The organism is Nostoc sp. C057 (genome assembly GCF_013393925.1).
GTDB classification, from domain to species: domain Bacteria; phylum Cyanobacteriota; class Cyanobacteriia; order Cyanobacteriales; family Nostocaceae; genus Nostoc; species Nostoc muscorum_A.
The window spans coordinates 1-17,911 of record NZ_CP040289.1 but is presented as its reverse complement, the minus strand read 5'-3'; the positions used below and the strand labels follow the sequence as shown (position 1 = coordinate 17,911).

General features: G+C 39.4%; 25 protein-coding genes and 2 pseudogenes. 5 read left to right on the top strand and 22 right to left on the bottom strand.

Annotated elements, in window-relative coordinates:
* Positions 1–84: 84 nt before the first annotated feature.
* From FD724_RS36235 to FD724_RS36200, 8 genes and pseudogenes are all read right to left on the bottom strand, one after another.
* Positions 85–342, bottom strand: coding sequence for a hypothetical protein (locus FD724_RS36235; protein WP_372726550.1), 258 nt, complete (start codon positions 340–342; stop codon positions 85–87).
* 78 nt (positions 343–420) lie between these two features.
* Positions 421–705 (bottom strand): hypothetical protein, encoded by a 285-nt coding sequence (locus tag FD724_RS36230; protein WP_179076493.1) that lies wholly within the window; start codon positions 703–705, stop codon positions 421–423.
* A gap of 97 nt (positions 706–802) precedes the next feature.
* Positions 803–1,357, bottom strand: a complete 555-nt coding sequence (locus FD724_RS36225) for a hypothetical protein (RefSeq protein ID WP_179076492.1) — start codon at positions 1,355–1,357, stop codon at positions 803–805.
* Between the two features lie 227 nt (positions 1,358–1,584).
* A complete protein-coding gene (locus tag FD724_RS36220) occupies positions 1,585–1,800 on the bottom strand; it encodes a hypothetical protein (protein WP_104899660.1) in 216 nt (71 codons plus the stop codon).
* A 414-nt stretch (positions 1,801–2,214) separates the two neighbouring features.
* The gene (locus FD724_RS36215; protein WP_179076491.1) at positions 2,215–3,135 is read right to left on the bottom strand and encodes a hypothetical protein; all 921 of its coding nucleotides are present in this window, start codon (positions 3,133–3,135) and stop codon (positions 2,215–2,217) included.
* Between the two features lie 92 nt (positions 3,136–3,227).
* Positions 3,228–4,507, bottom strand: a pseudogene (gene tnpB / locus FD724_RS36210) (IS200/IS605 family element RNA-guided endonuclease TnpB).
* A 114-nt stretch (positions 4,508–4,621) separates the two neighbouring features.
* Positions 4,622–5,239 (bottom strand): Uma2 family endonuclease, encoded by a 618-nt coding sequence (locus FD724_RS36205; RefSeq protein ID WP_179076333.1) that lies wholly within the window; start codon positions 5,237–5,239, stop codon positions 4,622–4,624.
* 164 nt (positions 5,240–5,403) lie between these two features.
* Positions 5,404–6,201 (bottom strand): hypothetical protein, encoded by a 798-nt coding sequence (locus tag FD724_RS36200; protein ID WP_179076490.1) that lies wholly within the window; start codon positions 6,199–6,201, stop codon positions 5,404–5,406.
* Between FD724_RS36200 and FD724_RS41390 the strand changes: the two genes are divergently transcribed.
* The gene (locus FD724_RS41390) at positions 6,192–6,323 is read left to right on the top strand and encodes a hypothetical protein (RefSeq protein ID WP_256874720.1); all 132 of its coding nucleotides are present in this window, start codon (positions 6,192–6,194) and stop codon (positions 6,321–6,323) included. The genes FD724_RS36200 and FD724_RS41390 overlap by 10 nt on opposite strands.
* Before the next feature lie 343 nt (positions 6,324–6,666).
* On the opposite strand, the gene FD724_RS36195 is transcribed toward FD724_RS41390, so the two are convergent.
* Positions 6,667–6,999 (bottom strand): helix-turn-helix domain-containing protein, encoded by a 333-nt coding sequence (locus tag FD724_RS36195; RefSeq protein WP_179076489.1) that lies wholly within the window; start codon positions 6,997–6,999, stop codon positions 6,667–6,669.
* A 440-nt stretch (positions 7,000–7,439) separates the two neighbouring features.
* Between FD724_RS36195 and FD724_RS36190 the strand changes: the two are divergent.
* Positions 7,440–7,685, top strand: a pseudogene (locus FD724_RS36190) (ABC-2 family transporter protein); the annotation flags it as partial.
* Positions 7,686–8,008: 323 nt separating this feature from the next.
* Here the strand turns inward: FD724_RS36190 and FD724_RS42235 are convergent.
* The 8 genes from FD724_RS42235 to FD724_RS40465 all read right to left on the bottom strand — a co-directional run bounded on the left by FD724_RS42235 (position 8,009) and on the right by FD724_RS40465 (position 13,065).
* Positions 8,009–8,242, bottom strand: coding sequence for a Ycf66 family protein (locus tag FD724_RS42235; protein ID WP_372726554.1), 234 nt, complete (start codon positions 8,240–8,242; stop codon positions 8,009–8,011).
* A 163-nt stretch (positions 8,243–8,405) separates the two neighbouring features.
* On the bottom strand, positions 8,406–9,095 hold the full coding sequence (locus tag FD724_RS36180) for a thermonuclease family protein (RefSeq protein WP_179076487.1): 690 nt from the start codon (positions 9,093–9,095) through the stop codon (positions 8,406–8,408).
* Between the two features lie 138 nt (positions 9,096–9,233).
* Positions 9,234–9,686, bottom strand: coding sequence for a DUF1392 family protein (locus FD724_RS36175; RefSeq protein ID WP_179076486.1), 453 nt, complete (start codon positions 9,684–9,686; stop codon positions 9,234–9,236).
* Between the two features lie 163 nt (positions 9,687–9,849).
* Positions 9,850–10,338: a TIGR00725 family protein gene (locus FD724_RS36170; protein ID WP_179076485.1), complete on the bottom strand. Its 489-nt coding sequence runs from the start codon at positions 10,336–10,338 to the stop codon at positions 9,850–9,852.
* A gap of 219 nt (positions 10,339–10,557) precedes the next feature.
* On the bottom strand, positions 10,558–10,749 hold the full coding sequence (locus FD724_RS36165; RefSeq protein ID WP_179075699.1) for a hypothetical protein: 192 nt from the start codon (positions 10,747–10,749) through the stop codon (positions 10,558–10,560).
* A 102-nt stretch (positions 10,750–10,851) separates the two neighbouring features.
* Positions 10,852–11,127, bottom strand: a complete 276-nt coding sequence (locus tag FD724_RS36160) for an HU family DNA-binding protein (RefSeq protein ID WP_179076484.1) — start codon at positions 11,125–11,127, stop codon at positions 10,852–10,854.
* A 361-nt stretch (positions 11,128–11,488) separates the two neighbouring features.
* Entirely contained in the window at positions 11,489–11,956 is a 468-nt protein-coding gene (locus FD724_RS36155; RefSeq protein WP_179076483.1) for a hypothetical protein, read from the bottom strand.
* Positions 11,957–12,138: 182 nt separating this feature from the next.
* Positions 12,139–13,065 carry a WD40 repeat domain-containing protein gene (locus FD724_RS40465; RefSeq protein ID WP_256874765.1) on the bottom strand — a complete coding sequence of 309 codons (927 nt, stop codon included), beginning with the start codon at positions 13,063–13,065 and terminating at the stop codon, positions 12,139–12,141.
* Positions 13,066–13,221: 156 nt separating this feature from the next.
* Between FD724_RS40465 and FD724_RS36145 the strand changes: the two genes are divergently transcribed.
* Complete coding sequence (locus tag FD724_RS36145) at positions 13,222–13,608, top strand: IS630 transposase-related protein (RefSeq protein WP_179072485.1); 387 nt, start codon at positions 13,222–13,224, stop codon at positions 13,606–13,608.
* A complete protein-coding gene (locus FD724_RS36140; RefSeq protein WP_179072486.1) occupies positions 13,527–14,168 on the top strand; it encodes an IS630 family transposase in 642 nt (213 codons plus the stop codon). Before FD724_RS36145 ends, FD724_RS36140 begins: the two co-directional genes overlap by 82 nt.
* A gap of 171 nt (positions 14,169–14,339) precedes the next feature.
* Here the strand turns inward: FD724_RS36140 and FD724_RS36135 are convergent, their stop codons facing one another.
* The 4 genes from FD724_RS36135 to FD724_RS36120 all read right to left on the bottom strand — a co-directional run bounded on the left by FD724_RS36135 (position 14,340) and on the right by FD724_RS36120 (position 15,673).
* Positions 14,340–14,639 carry a hypothetical protein gene (locus FD724_RS36135; RefSeq protein ID WP_179076482.1) on the bottom strand — a complete coding sequence of 100 codons (300 nt, stop codon included), beginning with the start codon at positions 14,637–14,639 and terminating at the stop codon, positions 14,340–14,342.
* A 169-nt stretch (positions 14,640–14,808) separates the two neighbouring features.
* Entirely contained in the window at positions 14,809–15,267 is a 459-nt protein-coding gene (locus FD724_RS36130; protein WP_179076481.1) for an HNH endonuclease, read from the bottom strand.
* Positions 15,264–15,503, bottom strand: coding sequence for a hypothetical protein (locus FD724_RS36125; RefSeq protein WP_179076480.1), 240 nt, complete (start codon positions 15,501–15,503; stop codon positions 15,264–15,266). Before FD724_RS36125 ends, FD724_RS36130 begins: the two co-directional genes overlap by 4 nt.
* Positions 15,500–15,673 carry a hypothetical protein gene (locus FD724_RS36120; RefSeq protein WP_179076479.1) on the bottom strand — a complete coding sequence of 58 codons (174 nt, stop codon included), beginning with the start codon at positions 15,671–15,673 and terminating at the stop codon, positions 15,500–15,502. Before FD724_RS36120 ends, FD724_RS36125 begins: the two co-directional genes overlap by 4 nt.
* A 448-nt stretch (positions 15,674–16,121) precedes the next feature.
* Here FD724_RS36120 and FD724_RS36115 point away from each other — a divergent pair, with 448 nt between their 5' ends.
* Positions 16,122–16,772: a type IV pilin-like G/H family protein gene (locus FD724_RS36115; RefSeq protein ID WP_179076478.1), complete on the top strand. Its 651-nt coding sequence runs from the start codon at positions 16,122–16,124 to the stop codon at positions 16,770–16,772.
* A gap of 260 nt (positions 16,773–17,032) precedes the next feature.
* Here the strand turns inward: FD724_RS36115 and FD724_RS36110 are convergent.
* The coding region (locus FD724_RS36110) for a WD40 repeat domain-containing protein (RefSeq protein WP_179076477.1) at positions 17,033–17,911 on the bottom strand (879 nt) is incomplete at its 5' end.

The following is a 17,911-nucleotide window of genomic DNA, read 5'->3' as shown; positions in this document are numbered from 1 at the left end:
AGTAGCTCTATAGATTACTTTTGTAGAGCTTTTTTGCAGGCGAACATGTCTTTTAATGACTGGTGGTTTATGTATGGACATGGCTTAAAATAGCTGAAGTTGCTGTGAATTATCCTGTACCGCAGGCTTCTCATAGACCATGCCTTCGACCTCATAACAGCGAGTCATGAGTTTGTTTCGATTTAGTCGAAAGCTGGCTTTTTTCCTTTGATTTGGCAAAGGCAAAAATAGATACTGTGGATGTTGGATAGTACCTTCATCACCCAAGTATCGTGAAAGCGTACCGTTAATTTGGTAAACTTTTGAGGAGCTTAAAAGCGTTGAGTCGTAGACTTTAATCAAATTTAATTCCATCTGATTAGTATTAAACTAGAGTGTGTGATAATCTTTTGTGGAATCGATTTTTCTCTCCAGTCAGATTTAATCAGTTTGACTGGAGAGTTTTTCACGGATAATCTGATTTAATTTTTCCTTTGATTCATCTGACAGAGCATTAAAATCAAACTCTTCAGAGTTCAAAACTTCATCAAGACTTGTTGACTCATCGATAATATTGGCAATCAAACAGGATTCATCGTCGTAGTTCCAGCCATTTGCTAGAAGCCACGGCAGAATTCCTTCAGATTGCAATAATTTCTCAATGTCGAATAAGTCAGAAAACTGCTGTAAGTTTTCGATACTAGGGTGAACGATTGTTGTAGTCATCGCTAATTATTTGTGATTGATTAAACAGCACTGTTAGCTGTAGACAAAGTTTGAGCAACTTCTAATTACAATTGCCCAAACTCTATTTCCGACTTCGTTAAAACGCTATCTCATTCGCAGCTTTTGTTACAGCCAAAGCCTGTTTACTGACCTCTCGCCACTCTGTTTGCTCGTTGTAAGATGCCATCACTAATTCCGACTCTACCCATATCCGACAGAACAACACGTTTTCATCTGTCGTCCCAGGGTGCGGCTGTAGTGTGATGGGAGAATATAATTGTTGTGGGGTCAAAGTTGCGATCGCTGCAAGTATGCACTTTGAAAAATGGGTATCGTAGCCTGATTCTAAGATATATGTCCGGTCTGCTTGCATAGTTATTAGTAACTTGCAGGTTTCTTTTTTGCGGCGTTCTGTATTCTCAAAACGTAGTTCTTTAAGATATCCAGTTAAGGCAGTTTGAGGGACATCACTCGGTTCACCATTGAGTGTGTACCACAATCCTCCGTGCTGACGATTGCAGTAGATTTTGCAATTGCCAGCTTCAGAGTGCAATCCCAGTTTTGGTTTATTGATTGCTGCGACTAACTGCTTGAGTAGTTCCTCTTGGCGCATCAAAGCAGCAAGTAATTCAGAATTTTCTTGAGGGTTCATTGTTCAATACCAATACATTTCACTTTCGCATTGGCGCAGCCGTTAAGTTCTAATATGTGGAGTGTAGAGCAATAAAACAGCGCTTCTGTGAAAACAAAAGCGCCTTAATCATAGGTTAATAATTAGTTTTTATTGCCTTTCTTGCCCGTTAATTTGCTTGAGTAGTTCTGCTTCAAACCATCTGGACAAGGAATTCCAGGTGTCATATTTGACTCACATTTTATCGCCTACTCAATCTCGCCATTTTTTCTCATATCTCTAGTAATTAATTCAGCAACAATCGCTAATCGTTGCTGCTTAAGTTTCTGAATTTCTCCGCCACCCATAGATTCGCGCTTTTTAATAAGTTTAGGATCATATCTCGAACGCCAGATAGATTCAAGCTCCTCATCTGTGTTTCCATGAAAACAGTTATCTTCTTTATTGAATCCGATGTGTAACATATCCCTTTACAACTTTATTCTTGCAAATGTTTCTTGAGAATTAGCCAAATGGCATTCTTTTTCTCTGTTTCTTTGAGAGTTGGGTTATTTACAGCTTTTACTACTTCAGGTGAGTAATTAATTGGTAGGGTAAAGCTTTAGTTGGGGTTGTTTTGTCGTTGCGGTCTTCAGCGAGAATGACTGACGAGGAGAGCGTGAATCGAAGCAACCAAGTGTTTAAGTAGTTCCTCTTGGCGCATCAAAGCAGCAAGTAAATCCGATGTTTCTTGAGGGTTCATTTGTTTGTACTAAAAGCATTTTCACTTTTGCATTGGCGCAGCCGTTTAATTGTGATATGTGAAGCGTAGAGCCAATAAAACAGCGCTCTTGATTTCACAAAAGCGCTTTTTATTACTAATTATTTGTAGTTACAGGTTATTCGTGTGAATTAAATCTTGCTAACAACTCTTCACGAGATAAACTAGACAATTCCAGTAAAAATCTTGCAAAGTCATCTGGTGCTAACTGCAACAAATTATCGACCACTCTTGAGAGTTCTTCATCCACAGAACCAAACCGAAATCTCAACAAGTTTTCTACAACCTGACGGCGTTCAAGTTGTACTCCTTGCTCTATTCCTTCTTGTACCGCTTGCGCTCTTGCTTCTTGATAAGCTTCTGTTAAATTCATAATTAACTCCTGGTCATCTTCGGTTAAATCTGTTTGCGTCATCACACTGATACGCCATCTGTAAACCATTTCAAGAATATTACGGCGGATAAGATTCTCTGGTGGAAGGGCAACCAGTTCACTTACTGCTTGAATTTGTACTTTTCCCCGTCCCAAAAGCCTCAACCATAGCGTCTCTGAAGTAACTGGTAGTTGGTTAATAGCTACTATTGCAATTCTAAAAACATTAGGCAGAAAGTATATTCCAGTAGACCAGTTTTCTAGCTCTAATTGTGCGCCAAAACCTTTGAGTAAATCTGGCGAAGCTGATGGTACTAAAATCCACAAACGAGGTAAATCATCATCATCATCATCTAAAGTTTTTCCTTCTGCCGATGCCCGACAGTTCAAAGTTGAAAAGACATTTAAAAGTTTATGTAGGCAGCTTCGGACTTCTGTTTCACCAATTTGCTCATAATAAACTTCTATTGAACAATCACTTTGAGCAACTTTAGCAAGTAATCCAAGTGAGTGTCTTTCGGTTTGGATTGTCCCTTTCGGAAAAAACAGAACAATTCCCCGCCTTTCTGAACCGGTTATTACGCCACTAATTTCTACGCTACCTAATGGTGAAAGCAAGCCTTCAAGATAATGCTCAACAAACAGACTATAAAATTTTTGGGTCATTCAAAGGACAAATTGCAAAGGATAGTTTATACCAATACCAAAATCGCTTTCGTTGACTTGGAAAGTATTAGTCTTATTGAACCTCACACGACTTAAAGTCGCGTGATTCCTGCTTCAACGATCTTTGCCTGAAGAAATTCAGGACTAACAAGTTCTCCACAGGCGTATATAGCATCCGGCGCACCGACGGCTGCTGTCTTGAAAAGTCGGGGGGTTGCTGGGGAAACCCCAGCAGTATTAACACCCCCGCTTTTCGCTGTTAGAATTCTCAACCCTTCACTCAAAATATTTAACGCTGCATTTTTGTCCCTCAAGTTGTAATTAGTGCAATTAGGACAAGACCATTCGCGCAACTTTAAATCCTTAACCAATGGGTTGATAAAACCACAGTCATTACAAGTCTGAGATGAGGGATAAAAGGTGCCAACTTTCTGTACGATTCTGTCATGCCACAGAGCTTTGTATTCAAGCATGGCGACAAACTTTGACCAGCTAGCGTCTGAAATACTCAGGGCTAATTTATGGTTTTTCACCATATTGGCAACTCGTAAATCTTCTATACAGATAATGCTGTTTTCTTTAATTAATCGAGTTGACAACTTGTGCAAAAAGTCATCTCTGAGATTGGTAATGCGTTGGTATGTACGAGCCAGCTTGTTTTTCGCTTTGACTCGATTGCTACTACTTTTCTGACTGCGAGATAGTTTTTTATGAGATGCGCGTAACTTCCTCTTCTGGGTTCTATAATATTTAGGATTTTCTACAACTTCACCATCGCTAGTAACCAGATAAGATTTGATACCTAAATCTAATCCAATATTTTGCGTGACTTGAGGGTATTTCTCTATCTCAGTTTCACACAAAATACTAGCAATATAAATACCCTCAGAAGTCCGGGTTATCGTAACGTTTGTAAGCTTCCCGCTAATATCTTGTGATTTGTGAAACTTTATCCATCCTAACTTCGGAAGCTTTAAACGATTCTCTATTACCTGGATGTTACCGTTAGTAAGATTCGTTTTGTAAGACTGCTTGCAACCATGCTTCTTTTTGAACTTGGGGAAACCGACACCTTTTTTATTTTTAGACTTCTTCAAGTCAGTAAAAAACTTTTTGTATGCCGTCTCTAAATTCTTGAGTGAGTTTTGCAGAGCAAATTTATCTACAACATTTAACCACTCAATCTCCTTTTTGAGTAGAGTTAGCTGCTGGCTACAAGCATTGTAGTTTAAAGTCTTCTGCTCCGTGGCATATAACTCTTGTCTTAGTGCCAAAAGCGGTTATACACATATCTTGCACAACCAATTGTCTTGTTAATTAAGACTTGTTGGTTGTGGTTAGGGATAAGTGTAACTTTAAACGCTCTCTGCATTTGTCTTTTAATATTTCGCTACAATGATTTTACCATAATACACAAGCATCTAAATATAGAAATATGGATCGCCTAACTCATGACTGGAAGTCACGAGTGTGCGGCTTGCAGAAATCAATACTGTCCTAAAGCAGCTTGAAAAACTTGTTCAGCAGTTAAATTTAGCTCTCTTAAAGTAGGTGATTGAATCCGGTCATTTCCTCGAAATTGAGTAACTTGATATTCACCTTCGACTAAAGCATAAACTGATATTGTCGGTTGTTTAGGATTCCCAATAAACCGCTTTCCACCAAGAGCAGCATAGTCAACAATCCAATATTCTGGAATCCCAATTTCCTCGTACTCACCAAATTTAAGGAAATAATCATCACGCCAATTTGTACTTACAACTTCCACGGCTAATGGAATTGATTCTGCTTGAGTAACTGTTGATGCTTTTTTCCAGAGGGGTTCATTGACCAAGTTAGGAAGATTCAATACTAATACATCTGGAATATAACCAGATTTCCTATCAACTGATTTGACTAATACTTGACCAGGAATAGTATAAGCTAGATTAAACCTGCGAATCTCAAAATTGAGTTCTCTAATCAAAAATGCTCTAACTAGCTCATGTTCTCCTGTTGGTTGCATTTCTACTATTACTCCTTTGTATAGTTCATATCTGCCATTTTCTGGTTTCCACTCTAGAAATTCTTCAAAAGTAACTGGTTCTGGTAAAGCTTGAAACATCGTATTATCTCTTCAAGTTTGAACTGATGCCAACGGAATGTTTGAACGCGCAAAAATTTCAGATTTGCTTCTATCTTTATATTTAAATAAAGGATCTCGTTTTCAAATCAGTAAGTGGACAGTTTTTCTAATTTGTCCTGTCCACTATTCAGATTTCTTTAATTTTACGCTACCGCCAACTCTAAGCTAACCTGTGGTACTTTATTAGTCGCCGGAGCTATGGAAAAAGATTCAACAGCCTCCTTGACGCTCCAATGCTGCACTCCATCGCCACACCGCCAATAATAAGTTTTAGGGTCGTTTTCCCATAACTCATCAGCATTTCTGACCTTGAAGATAATTCCCAAGAATTCACCATCTAGATATACGTTGTGAGCAGTCTCGATGTTAGTCTTACCCACATACATCAAACGATAGTTGTCCACTGGTTCGCACAAGTCTTCTGCACGAGTCCCGCGATAGGAGCAGTTTCCGCACCCATGTCCTTCGCAGTCTGGGCAGATAGCAGCAGGCATATTCCACTTTGGCAGGGTGAAATCCCATTCAGCAAGCGGGGTTAATAGTTGAGGCTTCTGCGAAGTGTAGCAACCAGCGTGACCAATTACCTTGTCAGGATAGTACTGGACGCTTAACGATAGCCAATCACAATCACCTAACAAGCCTATTTTCTCAGAAGCTTGTTTCAATTCCTCATCTTCCTTATGATTGCGCTCTACTGGAGCAGAAAGACTCGCTTTTACCTCTGCAACAGCGCGTTTGAAAGATTTTTTATGGTAACGAGCATAGCCGTGGATCATTTTCACCCACACGATATAATCACTGTTGATCCAGATAGTCACTACATCTTCGGGCTTGCACTCTTTTGAGTAGTCCGACTGATTGATGATGGTTGCAATGATTTGGCGATCCTGTGTGGTTAGTGGATCTTTTGTTGGCGCAGGGGCTAAACTTTGTGTCATCATTAGAAATACCTCTTAAATGGGTAAAAAGACGATCGCAGACTTTCCACGGTGAGCGATCGCCTTTTGTTTTGTGTGAACAACGTTGTGGTTTACCGCAACGCTCTCAAAAAGATTCGGCGTAGCCTCATATTTCTGAATTTCAGTTATTTTCTAGCAAGAATTCACAGCACAAGGCTCTAGAGAAGGTATTGAGCGGCTGCCCTGATTGCAGTATGAGTGGATTTATTGAGTGATCTTGAGTATCTCCCCCAGCCGACTTTACCTGGCGTACCTTGTGCTATACGACGGGAGGTTCTTGTTTCTCAAATCTATGTTTTGTGTTGATCAAATCTGGGTTTGGGGTTGAGCGCTTCTTTGTTTTTCAAAAGAGGCATCGCGCTCGTCTCCTCTCTTATGATTACTATATTACTACGCTCACCAGTGGTTGTCAATCACCTTTTACTGGTACGCGTAGTAGATATTCTCTTAACCGTTGTAATCTATGTTCCAAATAAGTGAAGTGATATCCCCATCTAAAGCAGCACAAAGTTTCTCTAGAATTTCTGTACTAACAGTCATCTGAGTTGGTTTTTTTGGTTTGTTAATAAAGACATGAGGAGTCTCTAGCTGCTGAATATAAGCCACAGAAACTCCCACAGCATCAGATAGCTTTTGTCTACTATATCCAGCTTTGTCTCTTAGCTCCCTAAGTTTTTGGGCATTTTCTTCATTCCACCTAAACGCAGCGATGGGTGTTACATCTACTGTGATATTCATTTTTACTTTAATTTTATTTTCACTGCGCTCGCCAGTTGACATGATAATACTACTAATATACTGGTGTCAACCATAAGGCTACACCAAGCAAAGGTGAAAGCGATCGCTTTCAGCCTGCGTCAACTGAAGAAACACAACACCTGTTCAAAGACTCTTACGGTTAAGTTTCTCAAGGCCAAGTAAAACTCACAAAGAATTCATTGCCGTAGAAATAAGAAACCGAAATCTGAAACTACTTAACTAGCTTTGAAAATCCGGGTAAGGTTTAAGAATGGCTCTCACCAGCAGTAATCTATTTTCTGCGTAGTTGCTCCGGTAGCTCAAGCTTTGCCTTCAGTACTCTTGAGCAATGCCAGAGCAATCGCATACGCTTGCTTGTACACGATTGCTTGAGGGGCAATACCTTTATTTGAGCGTCTTGATTCTGGAACGATTAATTTTACCTTGGTAATTCTGAAGGACTAACGCAGCAATGGCGCAACGCTCTGCTTACCTTCAGTACTTATCCAGCAACTTTGTTTGAGGGTTGGGTGAAGTTGCTATTGTACATGGCAATTCCGGCTGGGTTCGTTACTTATTTACCTATCGAAGCGTTACGACAGTTATCTTTAATACATACTTTACTAGCTATTGCTGGTGGAATCCCAGTATTATTAATAGGTACAGGTGTGTTTTATTACGGATTACGGCGTTATGCTTCAGGTAACTTGATGGAGATGCGCGGATAAGTTAATAGTAAAAAACCGGGGTATACCCGGCGTTAATTATTACGATTTAACTTGAATCGTTATGAGGACGGTAGCTGTAAGATGATTATGAGGTCGCCAAGATAAAAACGATCGCCGCAGTAGAGAATAGATAATCGCTCTTACGGAAAGTATAGAAATTATTGCCGCGATTAAACCTTACAGACGCACTGTTAGAGTTGGCAGTAAACAGGAGCATTACTGTAAAAACTAGCGGCTTTCCACGAGCCAGCAGGGAAGGAGGGCACAAAGTAGAGGCGTATAATTGCTAGGTAACTATACAAAAGCGCAATTGGACTCTTACCTTACCAATTTCTCGAAATAAAGTTAATTATTATATCTTTAAAACTCAAATAAATAATTAATAATAATAGAAGAAACTGTTCAAATTGAATAAGCGGATCTAATCGCCAACCTTGCATAATTAATATGATTCCACACAAAAATAGACAAATTGGTGCTAATACTCCTTGGATAATGTAAATTGTTAAAATAGGAATTGTTAATGTATTTTTCCTTTGACTTAACCAGCCGAGCATTAAAGTTACATAGATAACTCCTAAAACTAGATAAAGAGTTCCAATTAATTTGATTTCAATCAATCCAGTTGGTCTAACTCCGAAATTAACTTGAGATAAAGTGAACATTTGTAGAAAACCCTAATTCTTTATCAAGTTTTAGACTTGCACTACTCAAAGTTTTTTATTTTTCGCACCCAATTCCATCTCCATCTCTGTCAAAACCATGAGGGTCAGGCGACAAGACTCTAAACCTTCTTTGCGTGATATCTCGGCAATCCAAATCGGGTGAATTCTTTGGAATGCAAAAATCTGGGTAAGAGGGATCGCAGTTATTCTTTTGCTGCGGTTGGATGGGTTGTGAAGTTGTCTTTTGGGTAGCTCTGTGGCGGAAGTCCCAAGGCATCATAGGATTAGCCTGACTCCAAAAAGCTAAACGCTGTTGTTTAGCGGTGTTTTCACCTTGCAACAAGCTATCTTTAGACTCTGCACAACCTTTGAGATACTGACGATACACTACAGCCTGTCCTTCTTGCACCATACTCACGTTGACACTGCGATTACCAACAAACACCTCTGCAACTAAGCGCTTGTATTTGTCAGTTTCTACAGCGCGTATGGTGATTGCTTGTCCTACTGGGAGCAATTGTTTGAGTCTTGCTGATGATTGTTGTCCCCAAGGATTTTGCTTCATCTCTGGTGCATCAATGCAAGCGAGGCGAACAGTCACAGTTTTGTTACCCGTTCTCACCCGTATGGTGTCACCGTCACCGACGCTTACAACTGTAGCGGTAAGATTGTTGGCAAAAACAGGTAACGCCGTTTGAGCTAGAAATAGAATGCTAATTACAACAAAGGGAATTTTCTGGAACATCTGTAGTAATAATCACTATATAATACTTATGATGCCCAGAGAACTAATTAAAAGTAGCTAATAAAATCAGTAACGTTAAATTAATAACCCAAATTGGTAGTTAACTTGGTACTGCTCTTTTGTCGCAACTGATAATCGTCATACACTAACATTGACTAAATCAACATCAGCAAGCCATATTGTTCTGCTTTGGGCAGACACTTCTTCTAAAATTGGAGAGCGCCACTCTACCCCATAAAGCCAATTATCTTTGAGGCTAAAAATTCCTTGAATAATACGGCGTGTCGGCTGTTCACCGAAATCAACCTCAACTATGTCCCCCAATTCAAAAGCTGGAGTGGAAACAGTGGACTTTTCTAGTAAATTTGTTCTATGAAACTCTTGTTCAGCTAAGTAGAGAGTTTCACCCTGGCAAACAATTGCATAAATCCATTGCTCTCTTTCCCACTGAACACCACAGCAGTAGCCTGACAAGTCTGAGATTGGCAACAAAACTTTTTCTAACATTCTTACTGCTACTGGAGGCATGGTCTGACCCCACTCAGGAGAAATATGCCAACAAGATTCTAAAGCGGTAATTTGGTTAATCATTTGGGAATGTTGTTTTCTTTTTTATACATACACTCCCTTGGAGCAGTCTGATCCGGAATATAATTTAAATATCGGGAAGCTAACGCAACAGATGGGGATTTAAACCCAATCAATTCGAGAGCCTCCCAATTTGAGAAGACTTTACTGATTCACTAATTCGTAACTAAGATAAAATTATTTTGGCAGTAGCGATTGCCTGCTCCACACTCTCCACAATATAAACATTTTCTGGCGACAGTTTTTTAAAGAAAAGTTTACTTTCTTGATCATTATTCAACAAAATTACTTGCTTATTTGCCTTCAAAGCTAGAGCAATTTCTGAAGCGGTTCCTGCACCCATTCCGCAAGCAATTACCACATCACTGGTAAGAACGTTAATATTGTTTCTAGAATTACCCATGTCTGTGAAAATAGCAATATCCACCCAAGAGGACATACCATCCTGATTTTCACCTGGAAGAATACCAATAGTTAAACCATCAGCAGATTTTGCACCTTTATTTACTGTATCCATTACCCCTACATTTCTACCACCAGTGAGTAAAACCCATCCTTGTTTAGCAATTTCTTGACCTAATATATAAGCATCTTGTAAATCATTTGCTGTCGCATTTTCTCCTCTCCCCATAACTCCAATAATAATTCTTCGCATAAAATTTCAGATGATACTGGTTTTGGGCAAAAAGTCAAAGCAGCTCATAAGGATTCGAATTACACGTTAATCAAAGTATAGATTAGTGCAGGAAAACTTCTATTTAATACAGGGATAGCTGCGCCACCGTCTGCCGCAGGATACCCTAATGCGAACAGCGCCGTCTTGAGAAAGGCTGTAAGGCAACGTTACAGCTTTGCAATACAACCAAATTTTTAATTAAACATCAATATTCATCTGTTCTATCTGTCTGGCAGCTTTATCCCAAAGCTTTGCAGAAGCCTCATCTTTCCAATGATTTCTGAGATTTTCTGCTTTTTTATGACTGATTCGTTCTAACATTTCTAGAACTGCGGCTAATGTTAATTGATCAACAATTGTCTCTAAAGACTCCATGTATTCTTTTGTCATAACTAACCTCTTGAATAACTTTTCGTTGCCCTATGCTGTCTTGAGAACAGCGAAGGCTACGGTTTTGCAGCGATTGGATTGCTAGTGGTAAAGCAATATCATCTATGGCGCTACTTTTTCTTTAAACTGTTTTCCAGCAGAAAACGCAGGCACTTTGGTCGCTGGAATTGTCATTGGCTCATTGGTTTTAGGATTACGCCCCTCGCGCTCTGAGCGATCGCGTCTCTCGAATGACCCAAACCCTATGAGCGTTACCTTGTCCCCATTGGCTACAGCCTCAGTAACGACTGACAAAAAAGCACTAATGACTTCATCGGCTTGCTTTTTTGTGATGTTGGTCTTTGCTGCTACAGTATCTACTAATTCACCTTTGTTCATAAATCACCTTGCAAATAAAGGAAATCTAGCATTACTATCTCTGATTGGGAAAGAGGAAAAGGAATAATTTCTAGCAACATACGAAAATTAACAATGCACGACTACTAGTGTGTCGATTTGGCACACTAGATAATTACCATTTCGTTTCCCTAAATGTTTGACTGTTGTAACTGTTGCACTTTTGGTTAGGTAAATCCACTTTCATATTCAGTCAAAAGAGATAGGATATCTATCCATAGGTACTACAAAACAGCTAGGAAACGTTCAATAGGCAATCGATATTTTGTTCCTCTGGCAGCGATCGCAGTATATAAGCGCGATGCTTCAATTCACCACGGCTTTTTGCCAAGCTATATAGTCTTTACCGTCCTGTTTCACCTATCTGATCTACATCGTCTGCTACTCCATTGCGAAAGCGCACTTCTAAGCCGTGTTCTGGCTCCCAGTCACACTCAGCTATCAACTTAAAAGTAGCAATATCTAGGTCATACTCCACATAGATATATGAGAAAGTGACCTGCTCCCAGACCTGAATCGGATTAGCCAACACAGGCATTGACTCATCTCCAATCATGTCACGATATACATCATAATTTTGCAGCACCAGAGGAGCAGTAATGCGTAACACATCGGGTGGCAAGGCTAGGGCTTGCCGAATAGCTTCACGCTGAAGTGATGAAAGTTCTCCAATCTGCCCCTGTTCAAAATCCACACAAATCCGTACACGGCGATCGCCCAAAACAGCACATTGTGCTAAAGTCCAATAGTTATCTTCCAATATAATCTGTCCAAACTCAGCATCGTAATAACTTCTTGGGGATTCCATCATCTTCAGATACTACCTTTATTCTGGGCTTCCCTAGCAACTCCAAAAACTAGTGAAAATTTTACTTTGAAATTAGTCGTACTTACTTTTTAAACGAGAATATCGATAGTTAAAGTTAAGTTCTGTATCCCTAACCAGCTTCTCCTTTTAGGAGTTCCCATTCACCCAAAATAGCGCAAATGCAGTTATTTAATTTGCCAAATATGTATAATGCTATCCTCATTGCTACTAACGAGGGTTTTACCATCCAAACTCAAAGCAAGCCCTAAAACAGAACTGGAACCATCTTGAAAGGTATGCAATAGTTTTAAAGTCTCTAAGCTCCACAGTTTAATACTGCCATCATAATTGCCGCAGATGAGAATTTTTCCATCGGGACTGATGGCAAGCGATTCAACTGAACTAAAATTATCAGTAAACTCATGCAGCAGTTTTCCAGTTTGAAGATTCCATAACTTCAGGGTACTAATCGCACGATTTCGAGAAACTAGCTGACCAAAACTACCACTAACAAGCTTTTTACTATCTGGAGTAATGGCAATAGCATCAACTCCAGTTTTGTGTCCTTTGAGAATATGGCGGGTTTTTTTGGTTTGTAAATCAATCAGCCTAATTGTATTATCATCGCCACCTCCAGCACTTACAAGGGTTTGCATATCAGGGCTAAATGCAACTTTACTCACAAATCCTGAGTGTCCAGTAATGGTATCAAGCAACTTAAGCGTGTGTAAATCCCAAAGCTTGATTGTGCCATCGTCACTGCCACTAGCAATCAATCTACCATCTGAACTAATCGCAACAGTTTCTACTGGTTGGGTATGCCCACTTTCGCCCTTTAGCATAAGGAAAGTGCGTAAATCCCAAACCTTCATTGTTGGGGTGGTTATCCCACCAGTTACAATCTGCTTGCCATCTGGACTAATAGCTATTGAAGTAATACCATCTGAGTGAGCGTCTAAACTATGCAGTAATTTCCCAGTACGTAAATTCCAGAATTTAATTGTATCATCTCTACCTGCACTAATCAGGGTTTGCCCCGAAGAGCTAATCGCAACTGCTCGAACACCAAAAGTCACTTTTTTATGCCCAGTCAGTGTGTGAACAAGTTTAATCTGTGGTTGTAACTGAGTAATTGTACTCTTGTCTATGGGAAAATTTGAACTAGAAGAATGTACATCAATGACAGTGATATTTACTGCAATCGCTAAAACTATACAGCACTTCCGTCTGTTATAAGGTACACTAGATTAAAATATAAATATTTTTAAATGAAGTCATACTCTGTCGATTTTCGAGAAAAAATAGTTGCGGCACATCTTCAGAAAAACATCTCAATCAGAAAAGTAGCTAATATATTTTCCGTCTCAAAGAGTTTAGTCCAAAAGCTTGTAAAACAACAAAAAGTTGAAGGAAATTTACAATGCAAGCCACGAGGAAAGCCACAATTTAGTCATCTAACAAATGCTGACATAGAGTTGAGAGAATTAGTTGAATCACATCCTGATGCAACATTGATAGAGTTGTGTGAATTATTCGCAGATAAGACTGGTAATTGGGTAGGTCGTAGTGCAATGTGTCGGGCGTTACAGAAATTAGGATTAAATCGGAAAAAAAAACAAAGCGGAGTACCCAAGCAGGCACGGAGAAAGTCCTGAATTTAAGATTAGATTTTTGGGAAAAGGTCAAACATATAGAGCCAGAAAATTTAGTATTTTTGGACGAAACTGGCGTTTTACTTGGTTTAACAAGGACTCATGCCCGTTCACAAATGGGAACAAGAGCTTACTCTCTTAACCCCTTCTATCGGGGATCAAAAGTTACAGTAATTGGAGCAATTAGTATTAAAAAAGTAGTTGCATTAATGACAATGAATAATTCAATGGATGGCGAAGCTTTTGAATTATTTATTGAGAAGTTTCTAGTGCCAGAGTTATGGTCAGGAGCAGTGGTAGTTATGGATAATTTATCCGCACATAAAATCGATTCAATTGTGCCAATGATTGAAGCTGTCGGCGCTTCAGTTATTTGTTTATCCCCATATTCTCCCGATTTTAATCCAATTGAATTATGGTGGTCACAACTTAAATCTTTTTTACGCAGTTTTGCTCCAACTACAACAGAAATGGTTGATAAACTAATATCAGTTGCACTCGACTTAATAAATCCTCAACATTTAAGAAACTGGTTTGCTAATTGCTGCTACTGTACCTCATAACAGCCGGAACTGCTGTAATGACTGGTCTGGATTTGAGAAAATGCAATAATTTCATGGTGCCGAGGAACGCAATTACATAACATGGTTCCCATTTGATGGGGCGCAATCGCACCTAATCTGATAGACCACAGTCAAATACTGGGTATTAATTAATAATCTAAATATGGTTTCCTAGTGATTAGAAAAATTATCATTTATCATCGTTTCAATCACAATCCCGCCAAATCGAGCTTCACCAGCGCAGCATTTTACCCCATCAATATAGCAAATATGGCTTTCGTACTTCTCTTTAGTTTCAGTTATAATTCCCTCAAATCCTCCACTCATTGAGCTATTAAAAAAACTCAATTTTCGTCCCTGAGCATCACTTGGTTTGCTATAGCAATCATTGCAAACTGCACGTGGATATCTTGAAAAATATCGAGTTGGGGTCGAACAGATTGGGCAAGGATGAAATTCAGTATTACTCATATATTTTTTACTTGAAAAACTCCATCTCTTACTTGGAGATTACTCAAGCCCACTACCTGTACTGTCAACAGCAGGGCTTTTGGCAATCACTCATGAGAATCGATTGCTCTTAGGTGATGGACTACGCCCTGCTTGAGCGATGCACTTCTATAGTTAAAGAAATTGCAAATCAAAACTCTTTTACTTGTCGTGGGTCTTCATCCGGTGGATGCCAACCACCTTTAATCCAAAGACGACGAGCTTTGACAATAGAGCCTTCATTATGACGTTCATCATTGAGGTCTAAACGATTACTTGTAGCTCTTCCTACAGAACTAATGCCAATAATTTTTAGACCATCTGCTGACCAAATAAAGTGGTCAGACCACTTTTGCTGGCGTGGATTAAACAGAGGTAGCATCTGTCCTGTATCTGGATCAATTCCAGTGGTGAAATTATAGCGATATCCGTTACAACGCTGACAAGCTAACGCCAGGTTATCAGGGTCATCCGAACCTTTAAGAGACTGTGGGATAATATGGTCAATAGAAAATAGAGCAGCACTTGCTTCTTCTGAAGAATGACAGTATTCACAAAGAAATTTCGCTCTTTGTCTGACTAATTTTTTGGTCGGATCATTGACCGTCATGACTCAGAAATGATTTTGGCGTTGAGCAAGGTAAAAATTCTATCCAGTTCCAATATGCCTGCCAATTCAGCATCTTCCTCTCTTGTTAGCAATCCGGCTTTCTTTTTCTCAGACAATTCTTCCAGTCGAGACTGCAATTCTTCAGTAAATTTAAACAAATGTATGTCCCTAACTTTACTGAGTTTGATTCCAGAATCTACCCAGAATGAGGGTTGAACCATCATTTGAGTAATCATAAGCTGTATGTCTCGTTTAATTTAGCCGACTGGTGGTATTTTAACAGCGAATCTTCCTTAGTTGCTTTAGTTTGAATGTCAGTTGATAAAAGGTAATGCGCTAGACTTGTCTTTTTCCCCAAGAAATCAAACTCAAAGCCGAGTATGTCGTCTGTAATACGTTGGCTCATGCTGATTTCTAACCTTTGTAATGCCAACTTCAAGATGATTCGTTTTTTGCGTAAAACATGGAATTTGAGGTGAATAGTATTATATAACGGTATTTACTATGGATAAACCGGGGACAACACTAAAAGTCTCCTATATAATTTGCTTCTATCAAAAACTGCTCTAGCTTTCGTCTAGGGCAGTTTTATATTGCACGGTAGAAGCGTTCGTTATTACCTGGGTTCATGCGCCAATTCAAGAAAAGATTTCGACACACCTGGAAGGAACAGGTACAGCTTATTACTTAAAAAGTATTTTCCGGCGTTGACACAACAAGAAAATTCTGGCTGCGGTGATTGAAATTCTTGGATAAAACTTTGAGCCACTCTTAGAGGGTGGCTTATTTTTTCAACATATTGCGGGAGTCCCCACCTTCTCTGCGGTCAGTAAGTTGTTAGAAAAGCCTGTACTATGGGAAAACTTGAACTAAGAAGTTGTGTTAAAGACTTCAGAGTATTCGTCAACAAAACAAATTATTTCAGACAGAAAATAGTCATGAATCTTTTCTTAAAACTTGATAAAAATACACAATTCAAGGCTCTATTTTTGCTATTATTTATTCCTTTTGTCTGGATTATATTGCCACCATTTTTATATAATTTATTCCCTTTAAATTTTAGTAATGAAAGTTGGGCTACATCATCAGTAGGACTGGCTTCAATTGGCATGATGACTCGTGGTCAGCAGAGATACTTTTTAGAGCATAATGGCATTTTTAGTAAGTCGATTCCTGAAATAGACATTGCTCTTAGAGAACAAATGTCAAACTCGTCAAAAAATTATAACTATTCTATAAAAATAACCCCAATCTCTGCATTCAATTATGCAAATCCCCGACGAGAGTATGTAAAAAAGGGATGGTTCGTAAAAATACCAGTAATAGGTTATGTTAGTGGTGTTTTTATTGTACCTAGTACTAAAAATTCTAAAAATGAACTAACAACTTTCGCAATTATATGTCAAAACAAATTACCAGGCACTATCCACTTAAGCGATCCGATTTATCAAAATGGTATTCTTACTTGTGGTTCGGGAACTATAAAATTGCAGAAACCCAAATAACTTGCCACTAGAATTCCTCAAAAATATCAGCAGAATTGGGCTAGCATTTAATAATGATAATCGGAGGATTGAAGTAGATAAAATCTCCAATTCACTGATGGATTTTCAAGGAAAAAATCCACGATTATATCAATTCGTATGCGAACACAAACGAGATTTTAGTTTGGCAGATACAGTACTCTCACTTGCCCAAAGTTGGAAGTTTTAAAACCAGACGAATAGCTCAAGCGCAAGACTCTCATAACTTTCCAAACATTCTTTTACGGGTGGTTTGGTGCAGGAATTTTCCACTCTGTAATTCCGTCCTCTGTTGCACTAAACAAAGTCTTGCCATCCCTACTAAATACCATTGCTCCCGACCAGTTGCTTACATCGGGCAGAGTTGCTTCTATATTTCCTGTTACCAGATTCCAAACCCGATATGGTTTATATCCTCCACCAGTAATTAAAGATTGCCCATCAGGACTAAAGGCGATGGTGATCTGCGGAAAATAGAAGCCCCCAAAATCCTGCAACAATTTTTCTGTTGTCAGGTTCCACACTTTTACCTGCTTGGCACTACCACTAGCGAGCAACTGACCGTCACGACTAATGGCTAAAGCAGATACTGCACCATAATGTCCAGTCAAAGTGGTGCGCTTTCGTCCAGTTCCCAGATCCCATACAGTGATGTGATTGCTCGAATCGCCACTAACCAAAGTCTTGCCATCTGGAGTCAGCGCCAAAGTTATTACAGCATCCGGTGTTTGTGCCAATGTGCTTGTTAATTGTCCAGTCGCCAAATTCCATATCTTAATAGTATTGTCGGAACTCGCACTCACAATTGTTTGCTGATTGGGTGTGATCACCAGTGCATTTACAACTTCAGAATGCCCTTTGAGCGTAAATTTGAGTTTTCCCGTCGCTAAATTCCAGACCTTAATGGTCTTGCCTAAACTCCCGCTCACCAAAGTCTGACCATCAGCAGAAAGCGCAAGGTCATAAATATCATTCGCGTCTCCTTTGAGGGTTAATTGCGGCTGCTGACTTGGCAGATGCCAGACGCTAAAGCTTTTGCTACCGCCACCCACTAAGGTGTGACCATCAGAAGAAAGGGCGATCGCTTCTGCTACTCCACTTAACTTCCGTACTACTGTCAA

Excerpts from the sequence above, each read along its gene's own strand:
- FD724_RS36170 (WP_179076485.1), bottom strand. The coding sequence starts at position 10,338 with ATGCGAAGAATTATTATTGGAGTTATGGGGAGAGGAGAAAATGCGACA.
- FD724_RS36155 (WP_179076483.1), bottom strand. The coding sequence starts at position 11,956 with ATGATGGAATCCCCAAGAAGTTATTACGATGCTGAGTTTGGACAGATT.
- FD724_RS36195 (WP_179076489.1), bottom strand. The coding sequence starts at position 6,999 with ATGTCAACTGGCGAGCGCAGTGAAAATAAAATTAAAGTAAAAATGAAT.
- FD724_RS36115 (WP_179076478.1), top strand. The coding sequence starts at position 16,122 with ATGGGAAAACTTGAACTAAGAAGTTGTGTTAAAGACTTCAGAGTATTC.
- FD724_RS36145 (WP_179072485.1), top strand. The coding sequence starts at position 13,222 with ATGAAGTCATACTCTGTCGATTTTCGAGAAAAAATAGTTGCGGCACAT.
- FD724_RS36225 (WP_179076492.1), bottom strand. The coding sequence starts at position 1,357 with ATGAACCCTCAAGAAAATTCTGAATTACTTGCTGCTTTGATGCGCCAA.
- FD724_RS36200 (WP_179076490.1), bottom strand. The coding sequence starts at position 6,201 with ATGATGACACAAAGTTTAGCCCCTGCGCCAACAAAAGATCCACTAACC.
- FD724_RS36165 (WP_179075699.1), bottom strand. The coding sequence starts at position 10,749 with ATGACAAAAGAATACATGGAGTCTTTAGAGACAATTGTTGATCAATTA.
- FD724_RS36215 (WP_179076491.1), bottom strand. The coding sequence starts at position 3,135 with ATGACCCAAAAATTTTATAGTCTGTTTGTTGAGCATTATCTTGAAGGC.
- FD724_RS36180 (WP_179076487.1), bottom strand. The coding sequence starts at position 9,095 with ATGTTCCAGAAAATTCCCTTTGTTGTAATTAGCATTCTATTTCTAGCT.
- FD724_RS36220 (WP_104899660.1), bottom strand. The coding sequence starts at position 1,800 with ATGTTACACATCGGATTCAATAAAGAAGATAACTGTTTTCATGGAAAC.
- FD724_RS36120 (WP_179076479.1), bottom strand. The coding sequence starts at position 15,673 with ATGAGCCAACGTATTACAGACGACATACTCGGCTTTGAGTTTGATTTC.
- FD724_RS36130 (WP_179076481.1), bottom strand. The coding sequence starts at position 15,267 with ATGACGGTCAATGATCCGACCAAAAAATTAGTCAGACAAAGAGCGAAA.
- FD724_RS36135 (WP_179076482.1), bottom strand. The coding sequence starts at position 14,639 with ATGAGTAATACTGAATTTCATCCTTGCCCAATCTGTTCGACCCCAACT.
- FD724_RS36230 (WP_179076493.1), bottom strand. The coding sequence starts at position 705 with ATGACTACAACAATCGTTCACCCTAGTATCGAAAACTTACAGCAGTTT.
- FD724_RS42235 (WP_372726554.1), bottom strand. The coding sequence starts at position 8,242 with ATGCTCGGCTGGTTAAGTCAAAGGAAAAATACATTAACAATTCCTATT.
- FD724_RS36175 (WP_179076486.1), bottom strand. The coding sequence starts at position 9,686 with ATGATTAACCAAATTACCGCTTTAGAATCTTGTTGGCATATTTCTCCT.
- FD724_RS36125 (WP_179076480.1), bottom strand. The coding sequence starts at position 15,503 with ATGATTACTCAAATGATGGTTCAACCCTCATTCTGGGTAGATTCTGGA.
- FD724_RS36160 (WP_179076484.1), bottom strand. The coding sequence starts at position 11,127 with ATGAACAAAGGTGAATTAGTAGATACTGTAGCAGCAAAGACCAACATC.
- FD724_RS36205 (WP_179076333.1), bottom strand. The coding sequence starts at position 5,239 with ATGTTTCAAGCTTTACCAGAACCAGTTACTTTTGAAGAATTTCTAGAG.